Source organism: Rhodococcus sp. P4_E4, from assembly GCF_056401575.1.
In genome coordinates this window covers 195495-219296 of the sequence record NZ_JBFUJB010000006.1, presented here as the reverse complement: position 1 = coordinate 219296, position 23802 = coordinate 195495, and the positions used below count along the sequence as shown (strand labels likewise).

The following is a 23802-nucleotide window of genomic DNA, read 5'->3' as shown; positions in this document are numbered from 1 at the left end:
TGATGGAAATACGGATCAACATTCGCCCCGGGCACTCGAATGAAGTGAATTGACGACCACCGCCTGCTCTTGCTGTTGCGCGGCTTGGGTGCGCCCACTTCCGCGCCACACGCGGAGAGTGTCAGCACGAAGGTAACCGAAATACCGAGCACGATTCGCTTCATCGGCCGATCGAAGCAGACTGACCCCGCCCTGGCGGACTATTCTCGATCCATGCCGATCACCCCGGATACAAAGAACTGGACCTGGGTCCTCGAACGCCCATGCGGCGAGTGCGGGTTTGATTCGTCCGCTGTTGCGTTCGCGGATGTTCCAGATCTTGTGCGTAGCAATGCCGTCTCGTGGGCCGAGGTACTGGAGCGCGAGAATGTGACGGAGCGACCGGACAGCGAAACATGGTCAGCGCTGGAGTATTCCGCCCACGTACGCGACGTGTTCAGGATCTTCAAGGTGAGGTTGGAACAGATGCTCGAATTCGACGATCCGCAATTCGAGAACTGGGATCAAGACGCAACAGCTGAGGCCGAGCGGTACAACGACCAAGATCCGGCAACGGTGGCATCGGAATTGTCCGACGCCGCGGCGGAAGTCGCGAACGCCTTCGAAACCGTGCCAGAGGGTAGCCGCCAACGACGGGGTCTCCGCAGTGACGGATCGGCGTTCACCGTCGAATCGTTGGCGGCCTACTTCATTCACGATCCGATCCATCACCTGCACGACGTCTCGGCGTAGTCAGAGCCCGCGCACCTCCTCGAGGGTTCTTCTGGCTCCGACGGAGTGCAACGAGTCGAGGGTCTTTCGGAAGCTTGCGACAAATCGGCGATCGTCCACGAGATCGCCGAACACTTGGCGGTACCCGATGAAGGCCAACGGGTCGCTCGATTGTTTCTGGGCGAGCGGCACCAGAGCGTCCGACAGCTGATCGACGACGGTGATGGGATCTCCGTTCTCGTCTGTGCCCTCGGCGTAGCGGGCCCAGCTGGCGACAATTGCGGTGGACAGGTTGATCGACCCACCGGTGTCGAGTTGGGTCCGGATGACGGGCAACAGCCACTTGGGAATTCGATCGGACGACTCGGCGCACAGACGCGCAATCGTGTCGCGGACCTGGGGGTTCGAGAATCGTTCGATGAGGGTCTTCTTGTACTGATCGAGGTCGACGCCGGGTACCGGATCAAGGGTCGGCGTCGCTTCCAGATTCATGTAGTCGAGCAGGAACCCTGACAAGAGTTCGTCCTGGCATGCCTCGTGGACCAGGCGGTATCCGGCAAGGTAGCCGAAGTACGCGATGCCTTGATGGCTGGCATTGAGAAGGCGCAGTTTCATCAGTTCGTACGGGCGAACATCCGGCACGAGATTGACGCCGGCATTCTCCAGAGGTGGCCTGCCTGAGGTGAACTCGTCCTCGAGGAACCACGCGGTGAACGGCTCAGCTGCGACCGGCCACTGATCGTCCACGCCAAACGTCTCGGCGATCTCGGTGGTCACCTCGGCTGTCGTGACGGGTGTGATCCGGTCGACCATGGAGTTGGGGAAGGCGCCGTTCTCGTCGATCCACTCCGCAAGTTCGGGATCCTTCAGGGCGGCGAACGCTCCGACTGCCGTCCTGGCGACCGATCCGTTGCCTTCGATGTTGTCGCAACTCATGATCGTGAAGGGGGCGAGGCCCCGGTCGCGACGGAGTGCGAGTGCCGCACAAATCAGACCGAAGGTTGTGCGGGGGAGTGTTCCCGGCTCGAGATCGTGCATCACATCGGGATGGGACGCGTCGAACTCGCCCGTGGTGTGCGAGATGTTGTATCCGCCCTCGGTGATGGTGAGAGATACGATTTTCGTCGATTCGGATGCCATCTTTTCGATCACCGCCTCCGGATCGTCGGGCGCGAACAAGTACTCGACGATCGACCCGATGACCCGGCCTTGGAGGGTTCCGTCAGCATGCTTGAGCGCCAGCGTGTAGAGGCCGTCCTGCGCGCGGAGTGCGTCTTTCATTTGCTTGTCCGACGGCATCACTCCCACTCCGCAGATTCCCCAGTCGAAGGCTTCACCTCGTCGCAGGAGGGTATCGATGTACATGGCCTGGTGTGCACGGTGAAAGCCTCCGACACCGAAATGCACTATGCCGGTAGTGACTTTGCTCCGGTCGTAGTTCGGCACTTCGAGTTCAGCATCGAAGTCGAGCAAGGTCTTCGTATTGAGTTCCATGAAAGTTCTAGTCTCCTTCGGCGACGATGACTACGGCTTTGATGCTGCCGGGAATGCGATCGGCCACCAGGGCCTCTTGCGATCGTTCGAGTGAAAAGCGTGCTGTGACCATCGAATCCAGATCGACGCGCCCGGCAGCGACCAGTGCGGCGGCGATCGGCCACGTGTTGGCGTACCGGAACACTCCGGTGAGCATCAGTTCGCGATTCTGAATGATCGGGACCGGCAACGGTATCTCGTCGGCACCCATTCCGACCAGAACGACGGTCCCAGCGGGCCGAACTGCGTGAATCCCGTCGATCACTGCGGCCGTGGCACCCGACGCGTCGATGAACGCATCGACGGCCAGCGAGCGTACGTCGCTTTCACGAGGATCAACGACGGTTGTTGCGCCGAATTTCAGTGCCACATCACGCCGGGCCGCATCGATGTCCGAGACGATGACTTCCGTCGCGCCGAATGCCTTGGCCACCTGCGTCGTCACGATTCCTACCGGGCCGGCGCCGGCGATCAACACACGAGAGCCGGCAGTGATTCGCGCCTTCTGGGCTGAGGCGATCCCTACGGAGAGTGGCTCGAACAGCGCAGCTGCCTCGTAGGACACGGAATCTGCGATGGGATGGGCGAAGTCGGCACCGATCGTGACGTAGTCGGTCAGCGCACCGTCGATCGGCGGCGTCGCGAAGAACTCCATATGAGGGCAGAGGTTGTATCTGCCTGCCTTGGATTCGGAACTGGTCGGATCCGGCTTCTGAGGCTCGATGGAGACGCGCTGCCCGATGCGTCTTGGGTCGACGCCGTCACCGACTGCGGCGATGCGTCCCGATGCTTCGTGTCCGAGAACGAGCGGTGAGTTGACTACGTAAGGGCCGATGCGACCTTCGTGAAAGTAGTGCGCGTCCGACCCGCACACGCCCACGGCATGGATGCGAACGAGAACTTCACCCGTCTTCGGGGACGGTCGTGGTCTCTCGACCATCTGCATCTTTCCGGTCTCAACAAGGACATTTGCCCGAATTGTCGCAGGTAGATCGACGGAATCTCCGGAAACTGTTGTGTGGGTCACAACGTAGATGTTAGCTTAATGAGCATAAGAACATCTAGTGAGCATTTGCTCACGATCAAGAAACTTTGAACCTGATGCACAAGGAGACCGTGTGAACCAGTCGGCTCAGCCCGCAGGACTCAAGTCGTCGAAGTTGCCGGCTTCCGAGGATGTGCGGCTCGCCTTGCGGGCAGCGACCATGTATCACCTCGAAGGCGCTACTCAGGCGGAGATTGCAGCGAAGTTGGGCGTCTCGCGGCCTACGGCCGGGCGGCTGTTGGCCAGGGCGCGGACGCAAGGTTTGGTCAGGGTCGAGATTATGGTGCCGCCGGAGCTCGAAGGTTCGGTGAACACGGAGTTGGAATCGAAACTGGAGAAGCACTTCGGGTTGGCCGAAGTTTTGATTGTGCCCGAAGCAAATTCGGACTCGGACGATCCGGACTTCGACGCGCTCGGCCGACGAGCAGCGGAAGTTCTGGTTCGTCGTCTGCAGCCGTCGAGCGTTCTCGGGTTTACCTGGGGTCCGGAAACCGTTGCGGTAGCAGGATCTTTGCCAGACAAGGCGGCGAAGTGCTCGGCTGTGGTACAACTTGACGGCTCCATGACGGTGACCGACTACCAAACCGGTGTCGACTTCACCATCGGCCGATGTGCACAACAGTTGCAGGCCAATCCTATTCGCCTCAATGCTCCGCTATATGCCGACCCGGCGACTGTGGAGTCGATGCGAAACGACTCGGTCATCTCGAAGGCGCTGCAAGCCGGAACTGATTCCGACATCATGGTTTTCGGAGTTGGTGCCGTCTCGACTGCCACGACCTTGTTTGCCGGTAGCTTCGTCGACTCGACCATGCTGGACGAGTTGGAAAGTCGAGGCGCTGTCGGTGAAATCGGCGGCCGTTTCTACACGATCGACGGCAATCCAGTGGAGGGGCCACTGCCTGAGCGAACGGTCTCCGTATCGCTCGGCGCAGTGAAATCCTGCGATCAGACGATTCTGATTTCGGGGGGAACACACAAACGCCAGGCCGTTCTGGGCGCATTGCGCGGAGGTTTGGCAAACGTACTCGTCACCGACGTCGAGTGCGCCCAGTGGCTGCTCGAAGGCTAGCGATCTCACGAGTTTCGCTGTCCGAGCGCGCGACTGACACGCAAGTGTGAAGGAAGGTAATCCGTGAAAACAGGAAGACGAGTGTGGGGCGCTGCCGCGGCGGCGCTCTGCCTCCTGGTGTCGGGATGTGCGGGCGCTGGTGCGCTCGGTGGTTCCGGCGAACGAACAGTCACCATCGCGATGGTGTCGAACTCGCAGATGCAGGACGCCATCAAACTGGCGCCGGCTTTCGAAGCCGAGAACCCTGGCATCGACCTCAAATTCGTCAGCCTTTCCGAGAACCAGGCGCGTGCCAAGATCACAGCGTCGACGGCAACCGGCGGCGGTGAGTTCGACGTCGTGATGATCAGCAACTACGAGACACCTCAGTGGGCCGCCAACGGTTGGCTCACGAACCTGTCCGAGTATGCAGACAAGACGCCCGGTTATGACGAGGACGACTTCATACCGTCGATCAAGACTTCTCTGTCATACGAGGACAGTATGTACGCGGTTCCGTTCTACGGGGAGTCGTCGTTCCTGATGTACCGCAAGGATCTGTTCGATCAGGCGGGGATAACAGTTCCCGAAGACCCGACGTGGCAAGAAGTTGCAGGTTGGGCAGCGCAGTTCGACAACCCGGATGCCAAGATGGCGGGAATCTGTTTGCGTGGAAAGCCTGGCTGGGGTGAGGTACTCGCGCCGCTGAACACCGTGATCAACACCTTCGGTGGACGCTGGTACGACGAGAATTGGAATGCGCAGCTGACCAGTCCGCAGGTCGAGGATGCGGTTCAGTTCTACGTGGACACGGTCAAGGAGCACGGTCAGCCGGGCCCTGCCACAAGCGGATTCGGTGAATGTGCAACACAATTCGCGCAAGGCAACACGGCGATGTGGTACGACGCGACGTCGGCTGTGTCAGTTCTCGAGGACCCTGCGTCGTCGAAGGTAGTCGGCAACATCGGATATGCGAAGGCCCCGAAGGTCGAGAAGTCCGATCCTGGTTGGCTCTACACCTGGGCGCTCGGAATCCCGGAGTCGGCAAAGAACAAAGATGACGCCTGGAAGTTCATTTCCTGGATGACGAACAAGGACTACATCCAGAAGGTCGGAACCGAACTCGGCTGGTCGAGAGTTCCTCCGGGAAGTCGCCTTTCGACCTACGAGATTCCGGAGTATCAAGAGGCCGCACAGGCATTCGGGCCGATCACCCTCGAATCGATCAACAATGCAGATCCGAAAAACCCGACAGTGCAACCGGTTCCGTACACCGGCGTCCAGTTCCTCACAATCCCTGAGTTTCAGGACCTGGGCACTCGCGTCAGCCAGCAGATCAGTGCTGCCATCGCGGGTCAGAAGAGCGTGAAAGAAGCGCTCGAACAATCCCAGCAGTATGCCGAGGTGGTCGGCAAGACCTATCAGGAGAACCGATGACTACGGTTGCCGAGCCCAGAACTACGGTGGACGACGCGCCACCGGTCCGTGTCGAAAAGAAGATCTCCCGCGCCGAGGGTTGGCGTCGTAGAGGTCCCCTGTTGCCGGCGTTGATCTTCTCGATCGTCGTCACCCAGATTCCGTTTCTGTTCACCCTCTACTACTCGACGCAGTCGTGGAACCTTGTCCGGCCGGGATCGCGGCACTTCAACGGGTTCGACAACTACATCGAGGTTTTCAAGGACAGTCAGTTTCGGGAAGTCGCGGTCAACACGGTCATCATGATCGTGGGTACGGTCATCGTTTCGGTGATCCTCGGACTCGCGTTGGCACTCCTACTCGACAGAGCCTTCCTCGGTCGCGGGATCGTGCGGACACTGCTGATCACGCCATTTCTCATCACCCCCGTCGCTGGCGCATTGCTCTGGAAGACAACAATGTTCGACCCGGTATTCGGTATCGTGAACTTTGTCCTCCAGCCTTTCGGTGTCGGCCAGGTCGACTGGGTCAGCAAGTTTCCGCTCGCCGCCGTCATGATCAATCTGATCTGGCAGTGGACGCCTTTCATGATGCTGCTCATTCTGGCCGGCTTGCAGTCCATGCCCCGAGACATCCTCGAAGCCGCACGGGTGGACGGAGCCAAGCCGTTTGCGATGTTCCGCGAACTGACACTGCCGCACCTGCGCCGTTTCATCGAACTCGGTGCAGTTCTGGGTGCGATCTACCTCGTGAACACCTTTGACGCGGTGTACATGATGACGTCGGGCGGGCCAGGCGTGGCCAGCTCGAACCTGCCGTTCTACATCTACCAGCGCGCATTCCTCGGCTTCGACGTAGGTCAAGCTGCGGCGATGGGTGTCGTGACAGTGATCGCGACCATCATCGTCTCGACACTCGCGCTCCGATTGATCTTCAAGAGCTTCACCGGCAACGAGGAGGCGGCGTGATGACTGCCGTAGAGACGACATGCGTGACGACCGACAAACCCGTCGTCAAGAAAAAGAAGAGCAGTAAGTTCAGTCCGTGGTCGGTCGTGGCGTGGATCGCCGCTCTCGGGTTCTTCTTCCCGGTCTTCTGGATGGTCCTGACCGCGTTCAAGACCGAGGCAGACGCCTACACGGATCCGCCGAAGTTGTTCTTCACCCCGACACTCGAGCAGTTTCGTGCCGTTCTCGATTCCGGTCTGGGTACCACGCTGGCGAACTCGGCATTTGCCACAGGAATGTCCACCATTCTTGTTCTGCTACTGGGTGTTCCGGCTGCGTTTGCATTGTCTCTTCGCCCGGTGAAGAAGACGCAGGATGTGCTGTTCTTCTTCATCAGTACCAAGATGCTCCCAGTCGTCGCCGCAATCGTGCCGCTGTACGTGATCGTCAACGACATCGGATTGCTCGACAACATCTGGGCGCTGGTCATCTTGTACACATCGATGAATCTGCCGATCGCAGTGTGGATGATGCGTTCGTTCTTTCTCGAAGTCCCCGGCGAGCTTCTCGAAGCCGCCAGCATGGACGGCGCGAGTTTGTGGACCTCGGTTCGAGAGGTGATCCTCCCGCTGATCTCGCCCGGAATTGCTGCGACTGCGCTGATCTGCGTGATCTTCTCGTGGAACGAATTCTTCTTCGCAGTCAACCTGACAGCTGTTCAAGCGCAGACGATTCCGGTCTTCCTGGTCGGGTTCATCACCGGCGAGGGCCTGTACTGGGCTCGGCTCTCCGCGGCAGCGACCATGGCGGCATTGCCCGTCATCCTGGCCGGTTGGTTCGCCCAGAACAAACTGGTGCGCGGCCTGTCCTTCGGTGCAATCAAATAATTCTCCTCACCCTCTCAGGAGTTCGTCATGGCTGAAATCTCGTACCAGAAAGCGTCTTGCATCTACGAAGGTGCCGGGACCCTCGCTGTAGATTCACTCGATCTTGACATCAAGGACGGGGAGTTCATCGTGCTGGTCGGTCCGTCAGGTTCCGGAAAGTCCACGGCCCTGCGCATGTTGGCAGGGCTCGAGGACATCGATTCCGGTGCGATCACCATCAACGGCAAGGACATGACCGATGTCCCGTCGAAGGATCGCGACATCGCAATGGTCTTCCAGAATTACGCGCTGTACCCCAATAAAACCGTCGGCGAAAACATGGGGTTCGCGTTGAAGATGCGCGGTGTGCCCGTCGAGGAGCGTAAGAAGAAAGTTGCCGAAGCGGCCAAACTGCTTGACCTGACGGAATACCTCGACCGCAAACCGGCCAAGCTTTCCGGTGGTCAACGGCAGCGAGTTGCCATGGGCCGAGCAATCGTTCGTGAACCGCAAGTGTTCTGCATGGACGAGCCGCTCTCCAACCTCGACGCAAAGCTACGCGTCCAGACCCGCACGCAGATCGCGGCGTTGCAGCGTCGTCTCGGAACCACCACCGTCTACGTCACGCACGACCAGGTGGAAGCGATGACGATGGGTGATCGCGTGGCAGTGCTCAAGGGCGGCAAGTTGCAACAATTCGCTTCTCCGACCGAACTTTACGATCGGCCGGCCAATGCGTTTGTTGCCGGCTTCATCGGATCTCCCGGTATGAACTTGGTAACGGCGCCGGTCAGTTCGGGTGGGGTGCGTTTCGGCGACGTCGAGGTTCCGCTGGACCGCGAGCAGATGGCGGCAATCGCCGCGGCCGGTCTGGCTTCGGTCACAGTAGGAATTCGGCCCGAGCAATTCCAGGTGGTTGCTGCCGGAGACGGAATCGCAGCTCAGATCGACCTGGTAGAGGAACTGGGCAACGAGTCGTACATCTACGCACACGTGCCTGGTACCGAAGCCGACCCGATCTCGCTCGTTGCACGCACCGGCGGTCGATCGAAGCTGCAGTACGGCCAGACGCTGGGCTTCGAGCGGGTGGACGGTCCTGTTCACCTCTTCGACCCGAGTACGGGTGAGCGCGTGGGTAGCTGAATCCCACCATAATCGTGACCTGCTCGGCACCCGAACTCGTTCGTGCCGAGCAGGTCACATCCATCTTCGACTGGTGAGAAGGTTAGGGTCTACCGATGAGTGATACACGCGAACGATCCGTCGTGGTGTGTGGTGAGGGACTGGTTGATCTGGTTCCGGTGGGGGAGAACTTTTCACCCAAGTTGGGCGGTGGACCCTTCAATGTTGCGATCGCATTGGGTCGACTCGGATCCGACGTGGGATTCGTCTCTCGCTTGTCCACCGACGCCTTCGGAGATCGGATGATCGACTCGCTGGCCGCGTCGAATGTCGACACGACCGGAGTCGAACGTGGGCCCGAGCCGACAACTCTGGCCGTCGTGAACCTTGCAGCGGACGGAGGTGCGCGGTATTCCTTCTACCTCGAGGGAACGGCGGATCGACAGTTCGCGCTGCCGAAGCTTCCCTCTGCCCGGGCATTCTCGTTCGGAACGCTGTCGCTGGTGCTCGAGCCCGGGGCCTCTGCCTACGAAGCCATGCTGCACGAAGCACACGCCCGCGGTCGACTCACCATGGTGGACCCCAATATTCGTCCGGCGGTGATCTCGGACCCGGAAGCATATCGACGACGATTTCGTTCGTGGTTGCCCGCCATCGATATTCTCAAAGTGAGCGACGACGATGCCAAGTGGTTGGGTTCGGTCGACGGCGCCGAGTGGCTCGACGAAGGCGTCGGCGCCGTACTGCTCACCCGTGGTGGTGACGGGTTGCGGTTGATCACCAAGGAACTCGATGTTTCGGTGCCCGCGCCCGCAGTCGACGTCGCGGACACGATCGGTGCGGGCGATACCGTTCACGGAGCCCTGCTGGCCTACCTTGATCGTCACGACGCACTCGACGTCGCCGTTGTGCGCGGGTTCTCCGAGGCAGACTGGTCGGCCGCGTTGACCTTTGCCGCACGCGCGGCAGCCCTCACCGTGTCACGACCAGGGGCGGATCCGCCGTGGTCAAGGGAGTTGGGCCTGCCCGTCTAGCACTGGGGACCACCGCCCTACTGCGAGCGCAGTACGTCGAACTGCCTACCTGTGCACGATGTGCGACGGGGTCGTGTATCGGCACAGTGATACGCATGTCGATATTCCTGTACAAACTCTCGCGACTCGCGTTTCGTCGTCGCTGGGCAATGGTGGGCTTCTGGGTCGTCCTGCTGGTGGCGGGCGGAGTAGGCGCAGCAACGCTGTCCGGTCCGACCGTCAACACATTGTCGATCCCGGGCACAGAATCGCAAGCGGCACAGGACCTTCTGGCTGAACGGTTCCCGGAATCGTCCACCGGCGGAGCCAGTGCTCGCATAGTCTTCGAATCTCCGGCGGGCACGACGCTCGCCGATCCGGCCATTCGACAATCCGTCAGTGAATTGGTCTCTGCGCTCGGGAAGGACCCCGAGGTTGCGGCGGTATCGGATCCGTATGCATCCGGCGGAGTGTCGCCGACCGGGACGATCGGATACATGCAGGTCTCCTATACAGCCGACTCGATGGACTTGCCGGACAGTTCGAAAGAACTGCTCGAGTCCGCTGTCCACGACGCCTCGGATTCAGGGCTGGCAGTCGATGTTGCCGGCAACGTGCTGATGGAAAGCAGCGCCGAATCGATGGGAGAGGTGATCGGAGTCGCGATCGCCGCGGTGGTGCTGACCGTCACCTTCGGTTCCTTGGTTGCGGCGGGGCTTCCTTTGATCAGCGCGTTGATCGGCATCGGCATCGCGATCTGCACGATCACAATCGCAACTGGTTTCATCGAATTAGGTTCGAGCACAACCGTCCTGGCAATGATGCTGGGGCTCGCCGTGGCGATCGACTATTCGCTTTTCATCGTCTCGCGCTACCGCTCCGAACTACGTGACGGACATGATCCGGAAATTGCTGCGGGCCGCGCAGCGGGGACTGCGGGTTCGGCCGTAGTGTTCGCGGGGTTGACCGTCCTCATCGCACTGGCCGGACTGTTCGTCGTGAACATCCCGTTCCTGACAAGCATGGGTCTGGCTGCAGCATTCGCAGTTGCTGTTGCAGTGGTGATTTCACTGACGCTGCTGCCCGCCACACTCGGATTTGCAGGGTCGCGCGTCCTGAGTCGGTCTGATCGTCGACTGCTGGCGTCCGGCGGTGAACTGACACACCGGAAACAGTCGGAGGGGGCGGGCTCGCGATGGGCCAAGTTCGTGATCCGGCGTCGAGTTCCGGTTTTGCTCGCGTCAGTCCTCGGGTTGGGATTGCTGGCGATCCCCACCTTCGGAATCAACCTGAGTTTGGCGAGCCCACCAGTGCCCGACACAACTGCCGCCAGGGCTACCGACCGACTATCCGAGGGGTTCGGTGCGGGGTTCAGCGGTCCGCTCATGGTGGTCGTCGACGTTTCCGACGCCACCGATCCGGCAGCGGCATTGAGCGGCGCCCAGGAAAAGCTCGGTGCTCTGCCCGACGTAGCGGCAGTGACGCCGCCAGCACTCAATCAGGCCGGCGATACAGCAGTCATCACGGTGGTTCCCTCGAGTGGCCCGGAAACCGAGGCAACAAAGGCGCTCGTCGCAGATATACGTGAGGTCGCCGGATCACTGACCGACGAGACCGGGGCCACGATGTCGGTCACCGGTCAGACAGCGTTGACGATCGACGTCTCGGACCGCCTGGCCGATGCCCTCGTTCCCTACCTCGCATTGGTCGTCGGCCTCGCCTTCATTCTTTTGATGCTGGTGTTCCGCTCGATCTTGGTACCGCTCAAGGCAACTCTCGGATTTCTGCTCTCGATCGGCGCGACGTTCGGTGTGCTGGTTGCGATCTTCCAGTGGGGTTGGTTCGCCGGCATTCTCGGAATCGAAGGCCAAACCGGATCAGTTGTGGCGATGTTGCCCATCTTCATGATCGGCATCGTCTTCGGGTTGGCGATGGACTACCAGGTGTTCCTGGTGACCAGAATGCGTGAAGCGTTCGTCCACGGTGACGGACCGGACGAAGCAGTCGTGAAGGGCTTCGACCAGGGCGCGCGAGTCGTCACGGCCGCGGCGCTGATCATGATCGCCGTTTTCGCGGGCTTCATCTTCGGCGGCGACGCCTTCATCATGCAGATCGGACTCGGACTCTCGTTCGCGGTTCTGTTCGACGCCTTCGTGATTCGTATGACCGTCGTACCGGCCGTCATGTCCCTGTTGGGCTCGAAGGCATGGTGGTTCCCCTCATGGCTGGACCGGTTGGTCCCGAACGTCGATGTCGAGGGGGAGCAGTTGACTGCGCTGCTCGCAGATTCGAAGGAATCCAGTGAACCCACGAGCGACAAGTTGTCGGTATGACCCGGATACGGTAGATCGATGACTTCGACATCGACGTGGGGTCGATGGTGTGCGGAACACCCGCGCACCATCGACCTGGCACTGACGATCCTCGTGCTCCTTGCCACGTGGACGGCGCACCGCATCGCGCTCGATGGCAATGACACCCGCGAAGTAACAGTTGTGGGAGTCCTTGTAACAGCGATCGCAGCTGCAACCATCGTATTCCGGAGGCGCTACCCGTTCTCGGCGCTGGCGGTGGCAGTACTTCTCGGCGTATTGATGATTACACTGTCAGCGCCGCCGAATGCCGGCACAGGTTCCGCGGCGATGGTGTGCCTCTACTACGTTGCCAGCACGAGTGACCGCCGGAGGACCTTCATCGCAGCGGCGAGCACAGTCAGCTCGCTGATGCTCGTCACAATCTTCCTGGGAGTGGGGAACAATCTCCTGCAGGAGGCACTGGGGTTGTTGGCCTGGTTGCTGATGGCAAGTTTCGCCGGCGCCGAGGTCCGTTCTCGCCGAGCCTATCTGGAGTCCGTCGAGGCGCGCGCGGTGCAAGCGGAAAGAATGCGCGAGGACGAGGCCCGACACCGCGTCGTCGAAGAAAGGATGCGGATTGCGCGAGACCTGCACGACGTTGTCGCGCACCACATTGCCTTGGTCAACCTGCAAGTCGGGGTCGCGTCGCACTTGATCGGGAAAGACCCGGAGAAGGCGACGACTGCACTACGCGGAGTGGAGGAAACGTCCAAGGTGGCACTCGATGAAATTCGGGCCACGGTCGGAGTTCTCCGTGACGCTCAGGACGGTGATCGCTCGATGAAACCGGCTCCGGGGCTTTCGGATCTACCGGCACTGGTGGATCAATTCGTCAGTGCGGGAATGGAAATCGAAGTGCGCGCAGTGGGTTCGCTGCGCCCTCTCGGGCCAGCAGTAGACCTCACGGCGTACCGAATTATCCAGGAAGCACTCGTGAATGCGAGCAAGCATGCGTTGCCAGGGGCCGTCACCGTGTCGTTGTCGTACGAAGCCGAGGTTCTGGTGCTGTCGGTCGAAAACTCCGGAACGGCAGTGCCTTCGACGTCACCGCCCGGGTACGGACTGCTGGGAATGAAGGAGAGGGCACAGGCAATGGGAGGCGAGGTCTCAGCAGGATTCCGCGCGGACGGGGGATTTCGTGTGGACGCCCAACTGCCGCTGGTCTCGGTCTCCAGCGGTTCGGAGCGTGAGGAGTCGTGAGTATTCGGGTGGTAGTGGCAGACGATCAGGCGCTCTTCCGTCAAACGCTTGCGCTGCTGATCGGTTCGGAAGACGACATGGAGGTGGTCGCCGAGGCGGCAGACGGAGAGCAGGCATTCCAGGCGGCGCTCGAGCACCGACCCGACGTTGTACTGATGGACATTCGCATGCCGGGCACCAGCGGAGTCGAAGCGACCGCCATGATCGCCGATCATCCGGATTTGTCCGACGTACACGTACTGATCCTGACGACCTTCGAAGTGGATGAGCATGTGGCACAGGCGATCCGAGCGGGAGCGAGCGGCTTCATCGGCAAAGGAATCCGAGCTGAGGATCTACTTGATGCTGTTCGGACGGTCGCAGGTGGGAACTCTTTGTTGTCGCCGATTGCGACCAGCGCGTTGATTTCTCGATTCCTTTCCACTCCGTCGCGGGCCGACTCGACTTCCGGGATTTTCGGTCAATTGACACCACGCGAACTCGAAGTGGTCACCCTCGTTGCCCTCGGGATGTCCAACGACGAAATCGCCGCGGAATTGGTGATCAGCGCGGTCACGGCAAAAACCCATGTGAACCGGGCGATGACGAAACTGGATGTCCGCGACCGCGCGCAACTGGTGGTTCTCGCCTATCAATGCGGTGTGGTGATTCCGGGACGCTCGGTGGATTGACTCGAGAAACTCTTGACTCGAACGGGTGTTCGAGTATTGTCTGGGGTGGGGATCGGGGGATTCAATGAGTGTTCTGTTGTCGGATGTGGTGTCTGGTTCTGCGGTGGGGTTGCGCGGACGACTGTGGCGGTTGACGGCTTCTGAGTTGCGTGCTGCTGCGGTGTCGGCGAGTGTGGAGATTCTTCGTCTCGAGGCTGTGCGGGTGGCGGTGGTGGACGAGTTGTCGTTGCGGCCGGATGATCAGGTGATTGCCAGCCGCGGGGTGGGGTGCTGGTTGGCGGCGAACACGATGGTGCAGGTTCGGGACGGGAAGAAGATCGCCGCCCTGGGTACTGCACTTCGGCCGTTTCCCGCGGTGGCGGCCCGGTTCGATGGCGGGGACTGCTCGTTCGATCATGCCGTGTTGATCGTGGCGTTCTGCGAGTCACCACCGAAGGGGATGCCGGAGGAAGCGCTCCCTCGCTGTATCGATTTGTTGCTGGCTGCCGCGTCCGGAGTGGAGGCCACGACCACGAAAGTGCGAAACGTCATCGCGACCTTGGAGCGCATTTTCGAATCGGATGAGATTCCGCCCGCCGAAGATATCGACCGGAACGAGCTCCGGATCGCGTCGACACTGAACGGTCGGGTGGTGGTGCGCGGTGATTTCGACGCCCTCACCGGCGAAATGTTGTTGTCGGCGTTGTCGAATCTGACGATGCCCACCCCTGCACCCGATGGAACCCCCGATGCCCGGTCGGCGGCGAAGCGGACCGCGGACGGGTTCACCGAACTGATCCGCCGCTACCTCGACTGCGCCAAAACCGGCACCGACGGTGGCCAGCGTCCGCACGTGAACGTGCACATCAACGTCCGTGATCTGGCTGAGCATCGGGACTGCGCCGCCGCACCCTCGCCCGATGGTGGTGGAGTGGCTGTGTCGGATCTCGATGTCGGGCACATGCCGTGGCTCGGACCGCTGTCGGTATCGCAGACCAGGCTTCTCGGCTGCGATTGTTTCCTGTCCACGGTGCTGCTCGACGGTCACGGGGCTCCGTTGGATGCGAAACCCGGGAAACGATTAGTGTCCGCGGAGCAGCGAGTGGCGTTGATCGCCCGCGACAGAGGTTGCGCGTTCCCCGGCTGCACATGTGTACCGGCCTGGACGGATGCGCACCATATCCGGCACTGGGCCAACGGCGGCCCGACCGTGATGAACAACCTTGTCCTACTGTGCCGTTCACATCACCGGCTGATGCACCGAAAATCCGGGTTCGTCGGGAAATGGGTGATCCGCATCGGGGTCGACAGCAAACCGTGGTTCATCCCGCCGCCCTCGATCGACCCGCAGCAGCACCCGCGGCCGGCGAACACCACATTCAAAACCTGAGGGGGCAAACCTCGCATGCACCAGAACATGGCCAGGCCTGTTTCAGACCCGCTGCTCTGTGTCCGACCGATTGGTGGGAGGTGGAGTCGAATGGGTGCATGCTTTCGGGGCGGCTCTACTTTCGGGTGCCCGTGTGGCCTGTCCCACTCAGTGGGTCATTCTTTCGTCGTTGCCACGCAAGTTGTGCCAGGTCATTTGGACGTCTGACCTGCAGTGCAAAATCTTTCGTTAGAACACGTTCCAATTTCGCGGATTTGTGGCTATGGTCACAGAGATAGATGCGGGTGTGCGAATGAAAGGGTGAAGTGACGTGAAGACCAAGGGTGCAATCCTGTGGGGCCTCAATGAGAAGTGGTCCGTCGAGGAGATCGAGATCGGCGAGCCGGTAGCCGGCGAAGTTCAAATTCGCATGGAAGCGGCCGGAATGTGCCACTCCGATCACCACATCGTCACCGGCGCGACTCCGATGCCGTCGTTCCCGGTCATGGGCGGGCACGAGGGTTCGGGCGTCATCACCAAGCTCGGCCCGGAGGTCAAGGGACTGGAGGTCGGCGACCACGTCGTTCTGTCCTTCATTCCGGCTTGTGGAACCTGTCCGGCGTGTTCGGCCGGACATCAGAATCTTTGTGACCTCGGGATGGGTCTCCTCAGCGGCCAAGCCATCAGCGACGGCACGTACCGGATCCAGGCTCGCGGCGAAAACGTGATCCCGATGTGCCTGCTAGGGACGTTCTCGCCCTACATGGTGGTGAACCAGTCGTCAGTGGTGAAGATCGACAAGGACATTCCGTTCGAGGTTGCCGCACTCGTCGGTTGCGGCGTCCCGACCGGTTGGGGATCGGCAACCCACATCGCCGATGTGAAGCCCGGCGAAGACGTTGTGATCATGGGCGTCGGCGGCGTCGGTATCAGTGCGCTACAGGGTGCGGTTGCATCGGGCGCTCGGTACATCTTTGCCATCGACCCCGTGCCGTGGAAGCGTGAGCAGGCTCTGAAGTTCGGCGCAACGCACGCTTTCGAAAGCGCTGCCGCTGCCATTCAGCCGATCATCGACGCCACGTACGGACGCATGGCGCAGAAGACGATCATCACCGTCGGCGAAATGAAGGGTGAGTACGTCGAAGAAGCCATGATTCTGACGGCAAAGGCTGGTCGTTGTGTTGTCACTGCAATGGGGCACTTGACGGACATGGATGTGAAGCTGAACCTGTTCCTGATGTCGATGCTTCAGAAGGACCTTCAGGGCAACATTTTCGGCGGTGGCAACGCTCGCCAGGACGTGCCTAACCTCCTCGCGATGTACAAGGCAGGCAAGCTGAACCTTGACGACATGGTCACTCGGACCTACACGCTCGAAGGCGTGAACGACGGGTACCAGGACATGTTGGATGGCAAGAACATCCGCGGCGTCATCCGCTACACCGAAGCTGACTGGTGATCGAAAGCGCAACTCTTGTGCCAGTAGTCTGATCGGGTGCCCAGTACTCACAGTCTCGACGTAATCCAGCAGTGGCCGGTCGACAATGCGGCAGCGGTCGTCCTCTCCGGGAATAATCCGGGTGAGGGCGACCGCATTCGTGGTTTCAGCGGCGACCAGTCGCATGTTTTCCCCCTGGCTTCGGTGACAAAACTGTTGTGCGCCTACGCGATTCTGGTGGCGGCAGAGGAAGGGGCGGTCGAGTTGGATGGGCCGGCCGGGCCTGAGGGGTCGACCGTTCGTCATCTCCTCGCACATGCTTCCGGGTTGGCATTCGCCGAACGTGTTGTTCAGGCGCCGGTGGCGTCGAAGCGGATCTACTCGAGTGCGGGATTCGAGGTGCTTGCCGAGTTGGTTTCCCGGGAGACCGAGATCGAGTTTGCCGACTATCTTGCCGAGGCGGTGTTCGCGCCGTTGGGGATGACCAGCGCGACTCTTGTCGGTCCTGCCGGTCACGGTGCACAGGCATCGGCAGACGACTTGGCCAAGTTCGCGGCTGAACTGCTCTCGCCGACCCTGATCTCGACGCAGACGTTCGCAGAGGCGACAACCGTGCAGTTCCCGGGGCTCAACGGAATTCTTCCGGGTTACGGCTCTCAGCGCCCCAACGACTGGGGACTCGGATTCGAAATTCGCGGCGACAAGCGTCCGCATTGGACGGGTCTCGAGAACTCGGCCGCAACTTTCGGTCATTTCGGCCAGTCCGGGACGTTCCTGTGGGTCGATCCCACGATCGATACCGCGTGCGTCGTGCTTACCGATCGCGACTTCGGTGATTGGGCCAAGCCTTTGTGGACTGAATTGTCAGATGGCGTAGTCGGTGAAGTTTCGCGATAGAGCACAAATTTCTCTCCTTCCACTGGCGCAACACGGGTAACACAAGGCACACTGTTCAATCGAGCGTGCTGCACGAACTCGACAGAGGTCGTTGGGGAAGACGTCCCTCGTCGAAGCAGGAGGCTCGAGTGCGCGAAATGAATCAATTCGCGGACGTGACGACTGGTGTGGTTTACATCCACTCGTCGCCCGCGGCGCTGTGCCCGCACGTGGATTGGGCTTTGTCCGCCACGTTGGACAGCCCTGCCAAGCTCAGATGGACCTCACAGCCTGCCTACGACGGACTTCTGCGTGCGACGACGGACTGGACAGGTCCCGTGGGAACCTGTGCCCGCCTGGTCGATTCGCTACGGGCGTGGCCGATGTTGCGCTTCGAGGTCACCGAGGACCCGAGCCACGGCGTCGACGGCGAACGGTACAGCCATGTGCCCGGTCTGGGCTTGTGGCGCGGATCCACCAGTGCGAACGGTGATGTCGTCGTTGGGGAGATGAAACTGCGGTCCATCATGAATTCCGGTGGAGACATCGCCGCGGAGATCGATCGGGCGATAGGCGCACCGTGGGACGAGGAACTCGAACCCTTCCGGAGTTCAGGCGAAGGCGCCGAAGTGACATGGCTGCGAAGGCGTGTCAGCTGACCGAGGTCCATCCTGAACCCTGAGTGCTCTCGCGGATTGAACGACAAAGACTTGAATGACAAAGGTGGGCCCCGCCGTATCGGCGAGGCCCACCTTGCTGTCCAGGGTTGTCAGAGCGGAATGTTCTTGTGGCGCGCACGGACAGATGGTGCAGACGCGAGCGCAGCGGTGACGATGCTGCGAGTCTTCGCCGGGTCGATTTCCTCGTCGACGACGCCGATTTCGACAGCGCGGTCGACGCCGCCTGCGATCGCCTCGTGTTCGGCAGCGAGACGGTCGTGCAATGCTTCACGCTCGTCGTCCGGTGCCGCAGCGAGAGCCCGCTTGTGCAGGATGCCGACAGCAGCCTTCGCGCCCATCACGGCTACTTCGGAGTTGGGCCAGGCGAAAACGGCCGTGGCTCCGAGTGCTCGCGAGTTCATTGCGATGTAGGCGCCGCCGTAGATCTTTCGAGTGACGACGGTGACGCGGGGGACAGTCGCCTCGGCGAAGGCGTGAAGTAACTTCGCGCCGCGCCGGACAACGCCCTCCCACTCCATCGACACCCCAGGCAGATACCCGGGAACATCGACGACGACTACGAGCGGCACGCCGAATGCGTTGCACAGTCGCACGAATCGAGCGGCCTTCTCTGCACTTTCGGAGTTCAGGCACCCGCCGAGTCGCAGTGGGTTGTTCGCGATGACTCCAACGGTGCGTCCGGCCATCCGGCCGAAACCGGTGACGATGCTCCGCGCGTAATTGCCTTGCAGTTCTTCGAAGCTCGACTCGCCTTCGACGTTGTCGAGCATTTCGTGAACGATGGGACGAACGTCGTATGCACGTTTTGCGGACGCAGGCATCATGGCGCGCAGATCGCTGTCGCCGAGTTCCGCTGCCCGCTGATCGAATTCGCCCTGCTCGCACATCATCGAGACCAGGCGTCGTGCGCGGTGCAATGCGTCGGCCTCGTCGTGTGCGGCGATGTGCGCGACACCCGACTTCTTGGTGTGTGTGTCCGGACCGCCGAGTGACACCATGTCGACCTGTTCACCGGTGACACTGCGAACTACGTCTGGGCCGGTGACGAACACTCGGCCTTCCGGCGCCATGATCACGACATCGGTGAGGGCTGGACCGTACGCGGCTCCACCAGCGGCAAAGCCGAGCACGACGGAAATTTGAGGTATGAGACCCGACGCACGGACCATGGCCTCGAAGACCAGTCCGACTGCGTGGAGTGCTTCGACGCCTTCAGCCAGACGCGCGCCACCGGAGTGCCAGAGACCCACGATGGGGGACTCTTCCTCGATGGCGGTATCGATGGCTTTGACGAGGTGTTTGCAACCGTCGACGCCCATTGCGCCGCCCATGACGGTGGCATCGGAGCAATATGCGATGGTGCGGACGCCGTCGATGTTTCCGGACGCAGCGAGCACGCCCGACTTGTCACGGGCGTGGAGCGGCACTGTTGTGCCGGGGTCGAACGTTGTGTTGCAACGACACCCGCGGACAGGTGCAAACCGCGGTTCGGGCTAGGCCCGACCGAAGGCGAGCGCGACATTGTGCCCACCGAAACCGAACGAGTTGTTCAGTGCGAAATCGAAAGAGCCGGTTCGGGGTTCACCCTTGACGACATCGAGATCGATTTCTGGATCCTGGCTGTCAACATTGAGCGTGGGCGGGATGATCCCGTCACGCACCGCCAGAACCGTGAGGACTGATTCGAGGGCGCCGACAGCGCCGATCGAGTGTCCCAGCGCGGATTTCGGGCCGTACACCGCAGCGTGATTGCCGACCGCTGCGTTGATTGCCTTTGCCTCTGCGATGTCACCGATCGGCGTCGCAGTGGCGTGGGCGTTGATGTGCTTGATGTCGGACTTCGTCAGTCCGGCCATCTCGATTGCTCGGGTCATGGCTCGCGCCGCGCCCAGGCCTTCCGGATGCGGTGCCACGATGTGGTACCCGTCCGAAGTGATTCCGGAACCGAGCAGGCGGGCATGAATGGTGGCCCCGCGTGCCTTTGCGTGTTCCTCGGTTTCGAGGATCATCAGTGCGCCGGCTTCGCCGAAGACAAATCCGTCACGGTCCTTGTCGAAAGGACGTGAAGCTGCGGTCGGATTGTCGTTGTTGGTGCTCATTGCACGCATCATGGCGAAGCTCGCGATCGGAACCGCGTCGATGAAGCTCTCGACTCCACCAGCCACAACCATGTCCGCGTCACCCATGACAAGCATGCGGTGAGCGTGAGCAATTGCCTCGGATCCCGACGAACATGCCGAGACCGGGGTGATGACGCCACCTCGGGCCCCGAGTTCGAGCCCGACCGTTGCGGCCGGTCCGTTGGGCATGACCATCTGCACCGAGAACGGGGACACCTTGCGGTATCCGCCGCCACGGAGTTTGTCGACGGCGTCGATGAGCGTGTCGCCGCCGCCGAGTCCGGTGCCGATGACAACCGCGAGGCGGTCCTGATCGACTTCGGGGCTGCCGGCGTTGCTCCAGACCGTGCGACTCAACGTGAGGGCAAGGCGTTCCACCCAGCTCATCCGTCGAATTTCGACGCGGGACAAGCCCTCGTCTGGTGAAACCTTCAGGTGCCCGCCGATGCGAATGGGAAGGTCGAACTCGTCGATGAACGGGTCATCGAGGATTCCGATGCCGCTTTCGCCGGCGAGTAGCGCCTTCCACGTGCCATCCACATCACCAGCCACCGAGGTCGACGTCGCGAGGCTCGTGACGACGATGTCGGGGAATTTCCCTTTGCGGGTAGAAGCGGAAGTCACGGTCGGCTCACTCTGCGTTCTTGGCTTCGGCGCCTTCGGCTTCGAGCTTCTGGATGTACGCGACGATGTCGCCGACGGTGCGCAGGCCTGCGAGATCCTCGTCGGGGACCTTCACGCCGTACTTGTCTTCGGTCTGAACAGCGATCTCGACCATGGACAGGGAGTCGATATCGAGGTCGTCCACGAAAGACTTGTCAACGGTGACCTCGGAAGGCTCGATACCGGTGACCTCCTCCACGATCTGGCCGAGTTCCGCGATGATTTCTTCCTGAGTGTGGGCCACTGGTGTGGCTCCCTTCTTGATCGATTGAGGTGGGGTGAAACGTCCGGCCGCCGTTCGGGCTGATCGGCCGGGTGGGCGTCCGAGCTAGGTCAGCTCGGACAGTGCGGAGATATCCTCCGGGTTCTTGAGGGCCACCGTCGGCGTGCCACGCATTTCGCGCTTGGCAATTCCGACGAGGGTTCCGGCCGGCGGGAGTTCCACGATCGCGCTGACTTCTGCTGTCCGCAACGACGCGGAGCAGAGGTCCCAACGAACGGGGCGGGTTACCTGCGCGGCAAGTTTGGTGAGGGCGTCGGCGCCCGAGGAGACTGGGGCGCCATCCGAGTTGGAAAGCAGCGTGCGCGTCGGATCGGACGGGGTGATCTTGGCGGCAGCAGCTGCGACGGCATCCTGTGCAGGTGCCATGAATCGGGTGTGGAAAGCGCCGGCGACGGGCAGTGCGCGGACTCGGGCCTTTTCGGGTGCGTTTGCTGCGAGTTCTTCGAGCGCGGTGAGCAGTCCGGCAGCCACGATCTGGCCGGCCGCATTGCGGTTGGCCGCTTCCAACCCGAGTTCTTCGAGTCGTGCGAGCACTTCGGCTTCGTCGCCACCGAGAACGGCTGACATGCCGGTGGGCTCGAGCGCGCAAGCCTTGGCCATCTCGGCGCCGCGGAGGGCGGCAAGCGCGACCGCGTCGTCAGCGGAAATAACACCGGCGACCGCAGCAGCGGCAAGTTCACCCACTGAATGGCCGGCAGCGATGACGTCGGCGCCGAGGAGCCCACGTGATTCGATTTCCTCGTACGCCAGCAGAGCAGCGGCAACGACGAGGGGCTGGGTTACCGAGGTGTCGGTGATTTCTTCTGCAGTCGCGGTCGTGCCGAGTCGGACGAGGTCAAGGCCGGCTGCCTTCGACCACACTTCGAGGCGGTCTTGCGCTCCGGGCAGTGCCAGCCATGGGCTGAGCATGCCGGGTGTCTGAGAGCCCTGTCCCGGGGCGAGCAACGAAATCACTTATTAAGAGAACACCGCCGCGAGTGACCTGCGAGATGTCGGTCGCGATGAACTCTGGCGAAGTGTTTTGTAGGGTTCCCACAAAATCCCACGTCGCGCCCGGCCATCGAAATTGGACGCTCGGGGGTTACAGGTTTGTTTGTCCGGATGTTAAAGATGTGACTGAAGTAACCGAATTGTTCGATTTGAGATCGATTTGTGTCAATCGGCCCACGGTAGCGGCGATCCGTAGTACGTATGCGTCGCGTGGATTCGTAGGATCCCGGCCGGTAACTTCCGCGATTCGCTTCAAGCGGTACCGAACGGTATTTGGATGAACAAACAGAAGACGTGCACAAGTCTCAACCGCACCTCCACAGTCGAGATAACTGTCTAAAGTATCGGTCAAGACTGTGCCGGATTCCGCTAAAGGTGCGACCAGGAAATCGCGAAGAGCCTTTACGGCAGCGTCGTCTCCGAGTAGTGCCCGTTCCGGGAGCAGTTCAGTCGCGAAAACGGGACGAGGTGCGCCGCGCCACCCGGCGACGGCCTTGATTCCCGCGAGAGCTTCGGACGCACTGAAGTGTGCTGCGCTCAACGAGGGCGTTGTCGGGCCGATCACCACCGGCTCGTCGGCGAAACTCATGAGCAGGTCTTGAAGGAATTGGCTGCCTTCCGTCTTACTGCTCAGCTCGCCGCTGACGATCATCACCAGTCGCGGACCCTGCACCACGGCGAGAACAGCGCGCCCGTGCGCGGCGGCAGTCGCGTGGACGGTGCCGGCAACCGAGACCCGCTCGTCCGGCGGGGGAGACCCGACGATGACGGTGGCCGGAGCCGTGGCGTCCCAGTTCAAGGTGGCTGCGCGGGAGAGCATGTCCGAGCCGGTGTCTCCCTGCACGACGGCGTCGACGACGAGCGCTTCCAGTCGCGTGTCCAGGGCACCCCGCGACTCGGCGGCGCTTGCGTACACCGTCGCTGCTGCGAAACCGAGTTCACGCCCGTAGCGCAGGACAGCTTCTGTCAGCGCGATCAGCTGCTGATCGTTGCGGGCGAGAGCCGGCAGCCATTTCTCGAAGAACTCCATCGCCACCCGGACCATGTCGACGGTCTGGCGCAGCGTGAGCTGTCGAGCAAGATCCTGAGGGATGACCGGAAACGACTCGTATCCGAAGCTGATCTCCGAGTCGAGTTGCCGCAGCCATTCCAGGAAATTCACCACCGACGTCTGCACCAAGAGTTGAACGTCGGCACGTTGCGACGCGTCGAGACTGTCGAAGAACGGAAGCTGCTCCTCCATCACGGTCACGGCCTCGGTGGAGAGCCGACCGGAGAACTGTTTGACGCGGCGGAGCAAGGCTTCTGGAAGTGGATCGCGAACCTGACGACGGCGGGCGAGTACAGCCTGCAACCCGGACGACTGTGGTCGAGTGCGGCGTACGCCCTCTTCGGGTTTCTCGGGATCAGGTTCGGGCATGAGAAAAACCTACGCCCATCGCCGCAGCGGATGTCGAGATGACACCCGCGGCGGT

At 61.3% G+C, this 23802-nt stretch carries 20 protein-coding genes and 1 pseudogene; 14 read left to right on the top strand and 7 right to left on the bottom strand.

Translation table 11 applies throughout. The annotated features are described in order from the left end of the window. The first annotated feature begins 213 nt into the window (after window positions 1–213). Window positions 214–732 carry a DinB family protein gene (locus tag AC1DVN_RS09785; RefSeq protein WP_047887967.1) on the top strand — a complete coding sequence of 173 codons (519 nt, stop codon included), beginning with the start codon at window positions 214–216 and terminating at the stop codon, window positions 730–732. Here the strand turns inward: AC1DVN_RS09785 and AC1DVN_RS09780 are convergent, their stop codons facing one another. Both AC1DVN_RS09780 and AC1DVN_RS09775 read right to left on the bottom strand, forming a co-directional pair. Next, the gene (locus AC1DVN_RS09780; RefSeq protein ID WP_400822079.1) at window positions 733–2205 is read right to left on the bottom strand and encodes a mannitol dehydrogenase family protein; all 1473 of its coding nucleotides are present in this window, start codon (window positions 2203–2205) and stop codon (window positions 733–735) included. A gap of 7 nt (window positions 2206–2212) precedes the next feature. Continuing rightward, window positions 2213–3223: an NAD(P)-dependent alcohol dehydrogenase gene (locus tag AC1DVN_RS09775; protein ID WP_029538310.1), complete on the bottom strand. Its 1011-nt coding sequence runs from the start codon at window positions 3221–3223 to the stop codon at window positions 2213–2215. 139 nt (window positions 3224–3362) lie between these two features. Between AC1DVN_RS09775 and AC1DVN_RS09770 the strand changes: the two genes are divergently transcribed. From AC1DVN_RS09770 to AC1DVN_RS09710, 13 genes are all read left to right on the top strand, one after another. Continuing rightward, entirely contained in the window at window positions 3363–4361 is a 999-nt protein-coding gene (locus AC1DVN_RS09770) for a sugar-binding transcriptional regulator (protein WP_019748980.1), read from the top strand. Window positions 4362–4424: 63 nt separating this feature from the next. Next, on the top strand, window positions 4425–5777 hold the full coding sequence (locus AC1DVN_RS09765; RefSeq protein WP_019748979.1) for an ABC transporter substrate-binding protein: 1353 nt from the start codon (window positions 4425–4427) through the stop codon (window positions 5775–5777). Next, the gene (locus tag AC1DVN_RS09760; protein WP_019748978.1) at window positions 5774–6724 is read left to right on the top strand and encodes a carbohydrate ABC transporter permease; all 951 of its coding nucleotides are present in this window, start codon (window positions 5774–5776) and stop codon (window positions 6722–6724) included. The genes AC1DVN_RS09765 and AC1DVN_RS09760 overlap by 4 nt, the downstream gene beginning before the upstream one ends. After that, window positions 6724–7590 carry a carbohydrate ABC transporter permease gene (locus AC1DVN_RS09755; protein WP_477993756.1) on the top strand — a complete coding sequence of 289 codons (867 nt, stop codon included), beginning with the start codon at window positions 6724–6726 and terminating at the stop codon, window positions 7588–7590. Before AC1DVN_RS09760 ends, AC1DVN_RS09755 begins: the two co-directional genes overlap by 1 nt. A 27-nt stretch (window positions 7591–7617) precedes the next feature. After that, window positions 7618–8712 carry an ABC transporter ATP-binding protein gene (locus AC1DVN_RS09750; protein WP_477993755.1) on the top strand — a complete coding sequence of 365 codons (1095 nt, stop codon included), beginning with the start codon at window positions 7618–7620 and terminating at the stop codon, window positions 8710–8712. A 95-nt stretch (window positions 8713–8807) separates the two neighbouring features. After that, window positions 8808–9725, top strand: a complete 918-nt coding sequence (locus AC1DVN_RS09745) for a carbohydrate kinase family protein (RefSeq protein WP_477993754.1) — start codon at window positions 8808–8810, stop codon at window positions 9723–9725. A gap of 95 nt (window positions 9726–9820) precedes the next feature. Beyond that, window positions 9821–12037 (top strand): MMPL family transporter, encoded by a 2217-nt coding sequence (locus tag AC1DVN_RS09740; protein WP_477993753.1) that lies wholly within the window; start codon window positions 9821–9823, stop codon window positions 12035–12037. Between the two features lie 18 nt (window positions 12038–12055). Further along, a complete protein-coding gene (locus AC1DVN_RS09735; RefSeq protein WP_047887971.1) occupies window positions 12056–13258 on the top strand; it encodes a sensor histidine kinase in 1203 nt (400 codons plus the stop codon). Further along, complete coding sequence (locus AC1DVN_RS09730; RefSeq protein ID WP_019748972.1) at window positions 13255–13929, top strand: response regulator; 675 nt, start codon at window positions 13255–13257, stop codon at window positions 13927–13929. Before AC1DVN_RS09735 ends, AC1DVN_RS09730 begins: the two co-directional genes overlap by 4 nt. 64 nt (window positions 13930–13993) lie before the next feature. After that, window positions 13994–15298 (top strand): HNH endonuclease signature motif containing protein, encoded by a 1305-nt coding sequence (locus tag AC1DVN_RS09725; protein WP_477993752.1) that lies wholly within the window; start codon window positions 13994–13996, stop codon window positions 15296–15298. A 310-nt stretch (window positions 15299–15608) separates the two neighbouring features. Beyond that, on the top strand, window positions 15609–16736 hold the full coding sequence (locus AC1DVN_RS09720; protein ID WP_019748970.1) for an NDMA-dependent alcohol dehydrogenase: 1128 nt from the start codon (window positions 15609–15611) through the stop codon (window positions 16734–16736). A 36-nt stretch (window positions 16737–16772) separates the two neighbouring features. Further along, window positions 16773–17612, top strand: a complete 840-nt coding sequence (locus AC1DVN_RS09715; protein WP_279163953.1) for a serine hydrolase domain-containing protein — start codon at window positions 16773–16775, stop codon at window positions 17610–17612. Window positions 17613–17740: 128 nt separating this feature from the next. Further along, on the top strand, window positions 17741–18250 hold the full coding sequence (locus AC1DVN_RS09710; RefSeq protein WP_003941617.1) for a DUF3145 domain-containing protein: 510 nt from the start codon (window positions 17741–17743) through the stop codon (window positions 18248–18250). Window positions 18251–18360: 110 nt separating this feature from the next. On the opposite strand, the pseudogene AC1DVN_RS09705 reads toward AC1DVN_RS09710, so the two are convergent. The 5 genes and pseudogenes from AC1DVN_RS09705 to AC1DVN_RS09685 all read right to left on the bottom strand — a co-directional run. Beyond that, window positions 18361–19716, bottom strand: a pseudogene (locus tag AC1DVN_RS09705) (acyl-CoA carboxylase subunit beta); the annotation flags it as partial. Between the two features lie 48 nt (window positions 19717–19764). Then, on the bottom strand, window positions 19765–21015 hold the full coding sequence (locus AC1DVN_RS09700; protein ID WP_020969930.1) for a KasA/KasB family beta-ketoacyl-ACP synthase: 1251 nt from the start codon (window positions 21013–21015) through the stop codon (window positions 19765–19767). A 7-nt stretch (window positions 21016–21022) separates the two neighbouring features. Further along, window positions 21023–21298, bottom strand: a complete 276-nt coding sequence (gene acpM / locus AC1DVN_RS09695) for a meromycolate extension acyl carrier protein AcpM (protein WP_003941649.1) — start codon at window positions 21296–21298, stop codon at window positions 21023–21025. Window positions 21299–21382: 84 nt separating this feature from the next. Next, a complete protein-coding gene (locus tag AC1DVN_RS09690; protein WP_020908154.1) occupies window positions 21383–22291 on the bottom strand; it encodes an ACP S-malonyltransferase in 909 nt (302 codons plus the stop codon). A 127-nt stretch (window positions 22292–22418) separates the two neighbouring features. After that, window positions 22419–23747, bottom strand: coding sequence for a PucR family transcriptional regulator (locus AC1DVN_RS09685; protein ID WP_019748966.1), 1329 nt, complete (start codon window positions 23745–23747; stop codon window positions 22419–22421). Window positions 23748–23802: the final 55 nt, after the last annotated feature.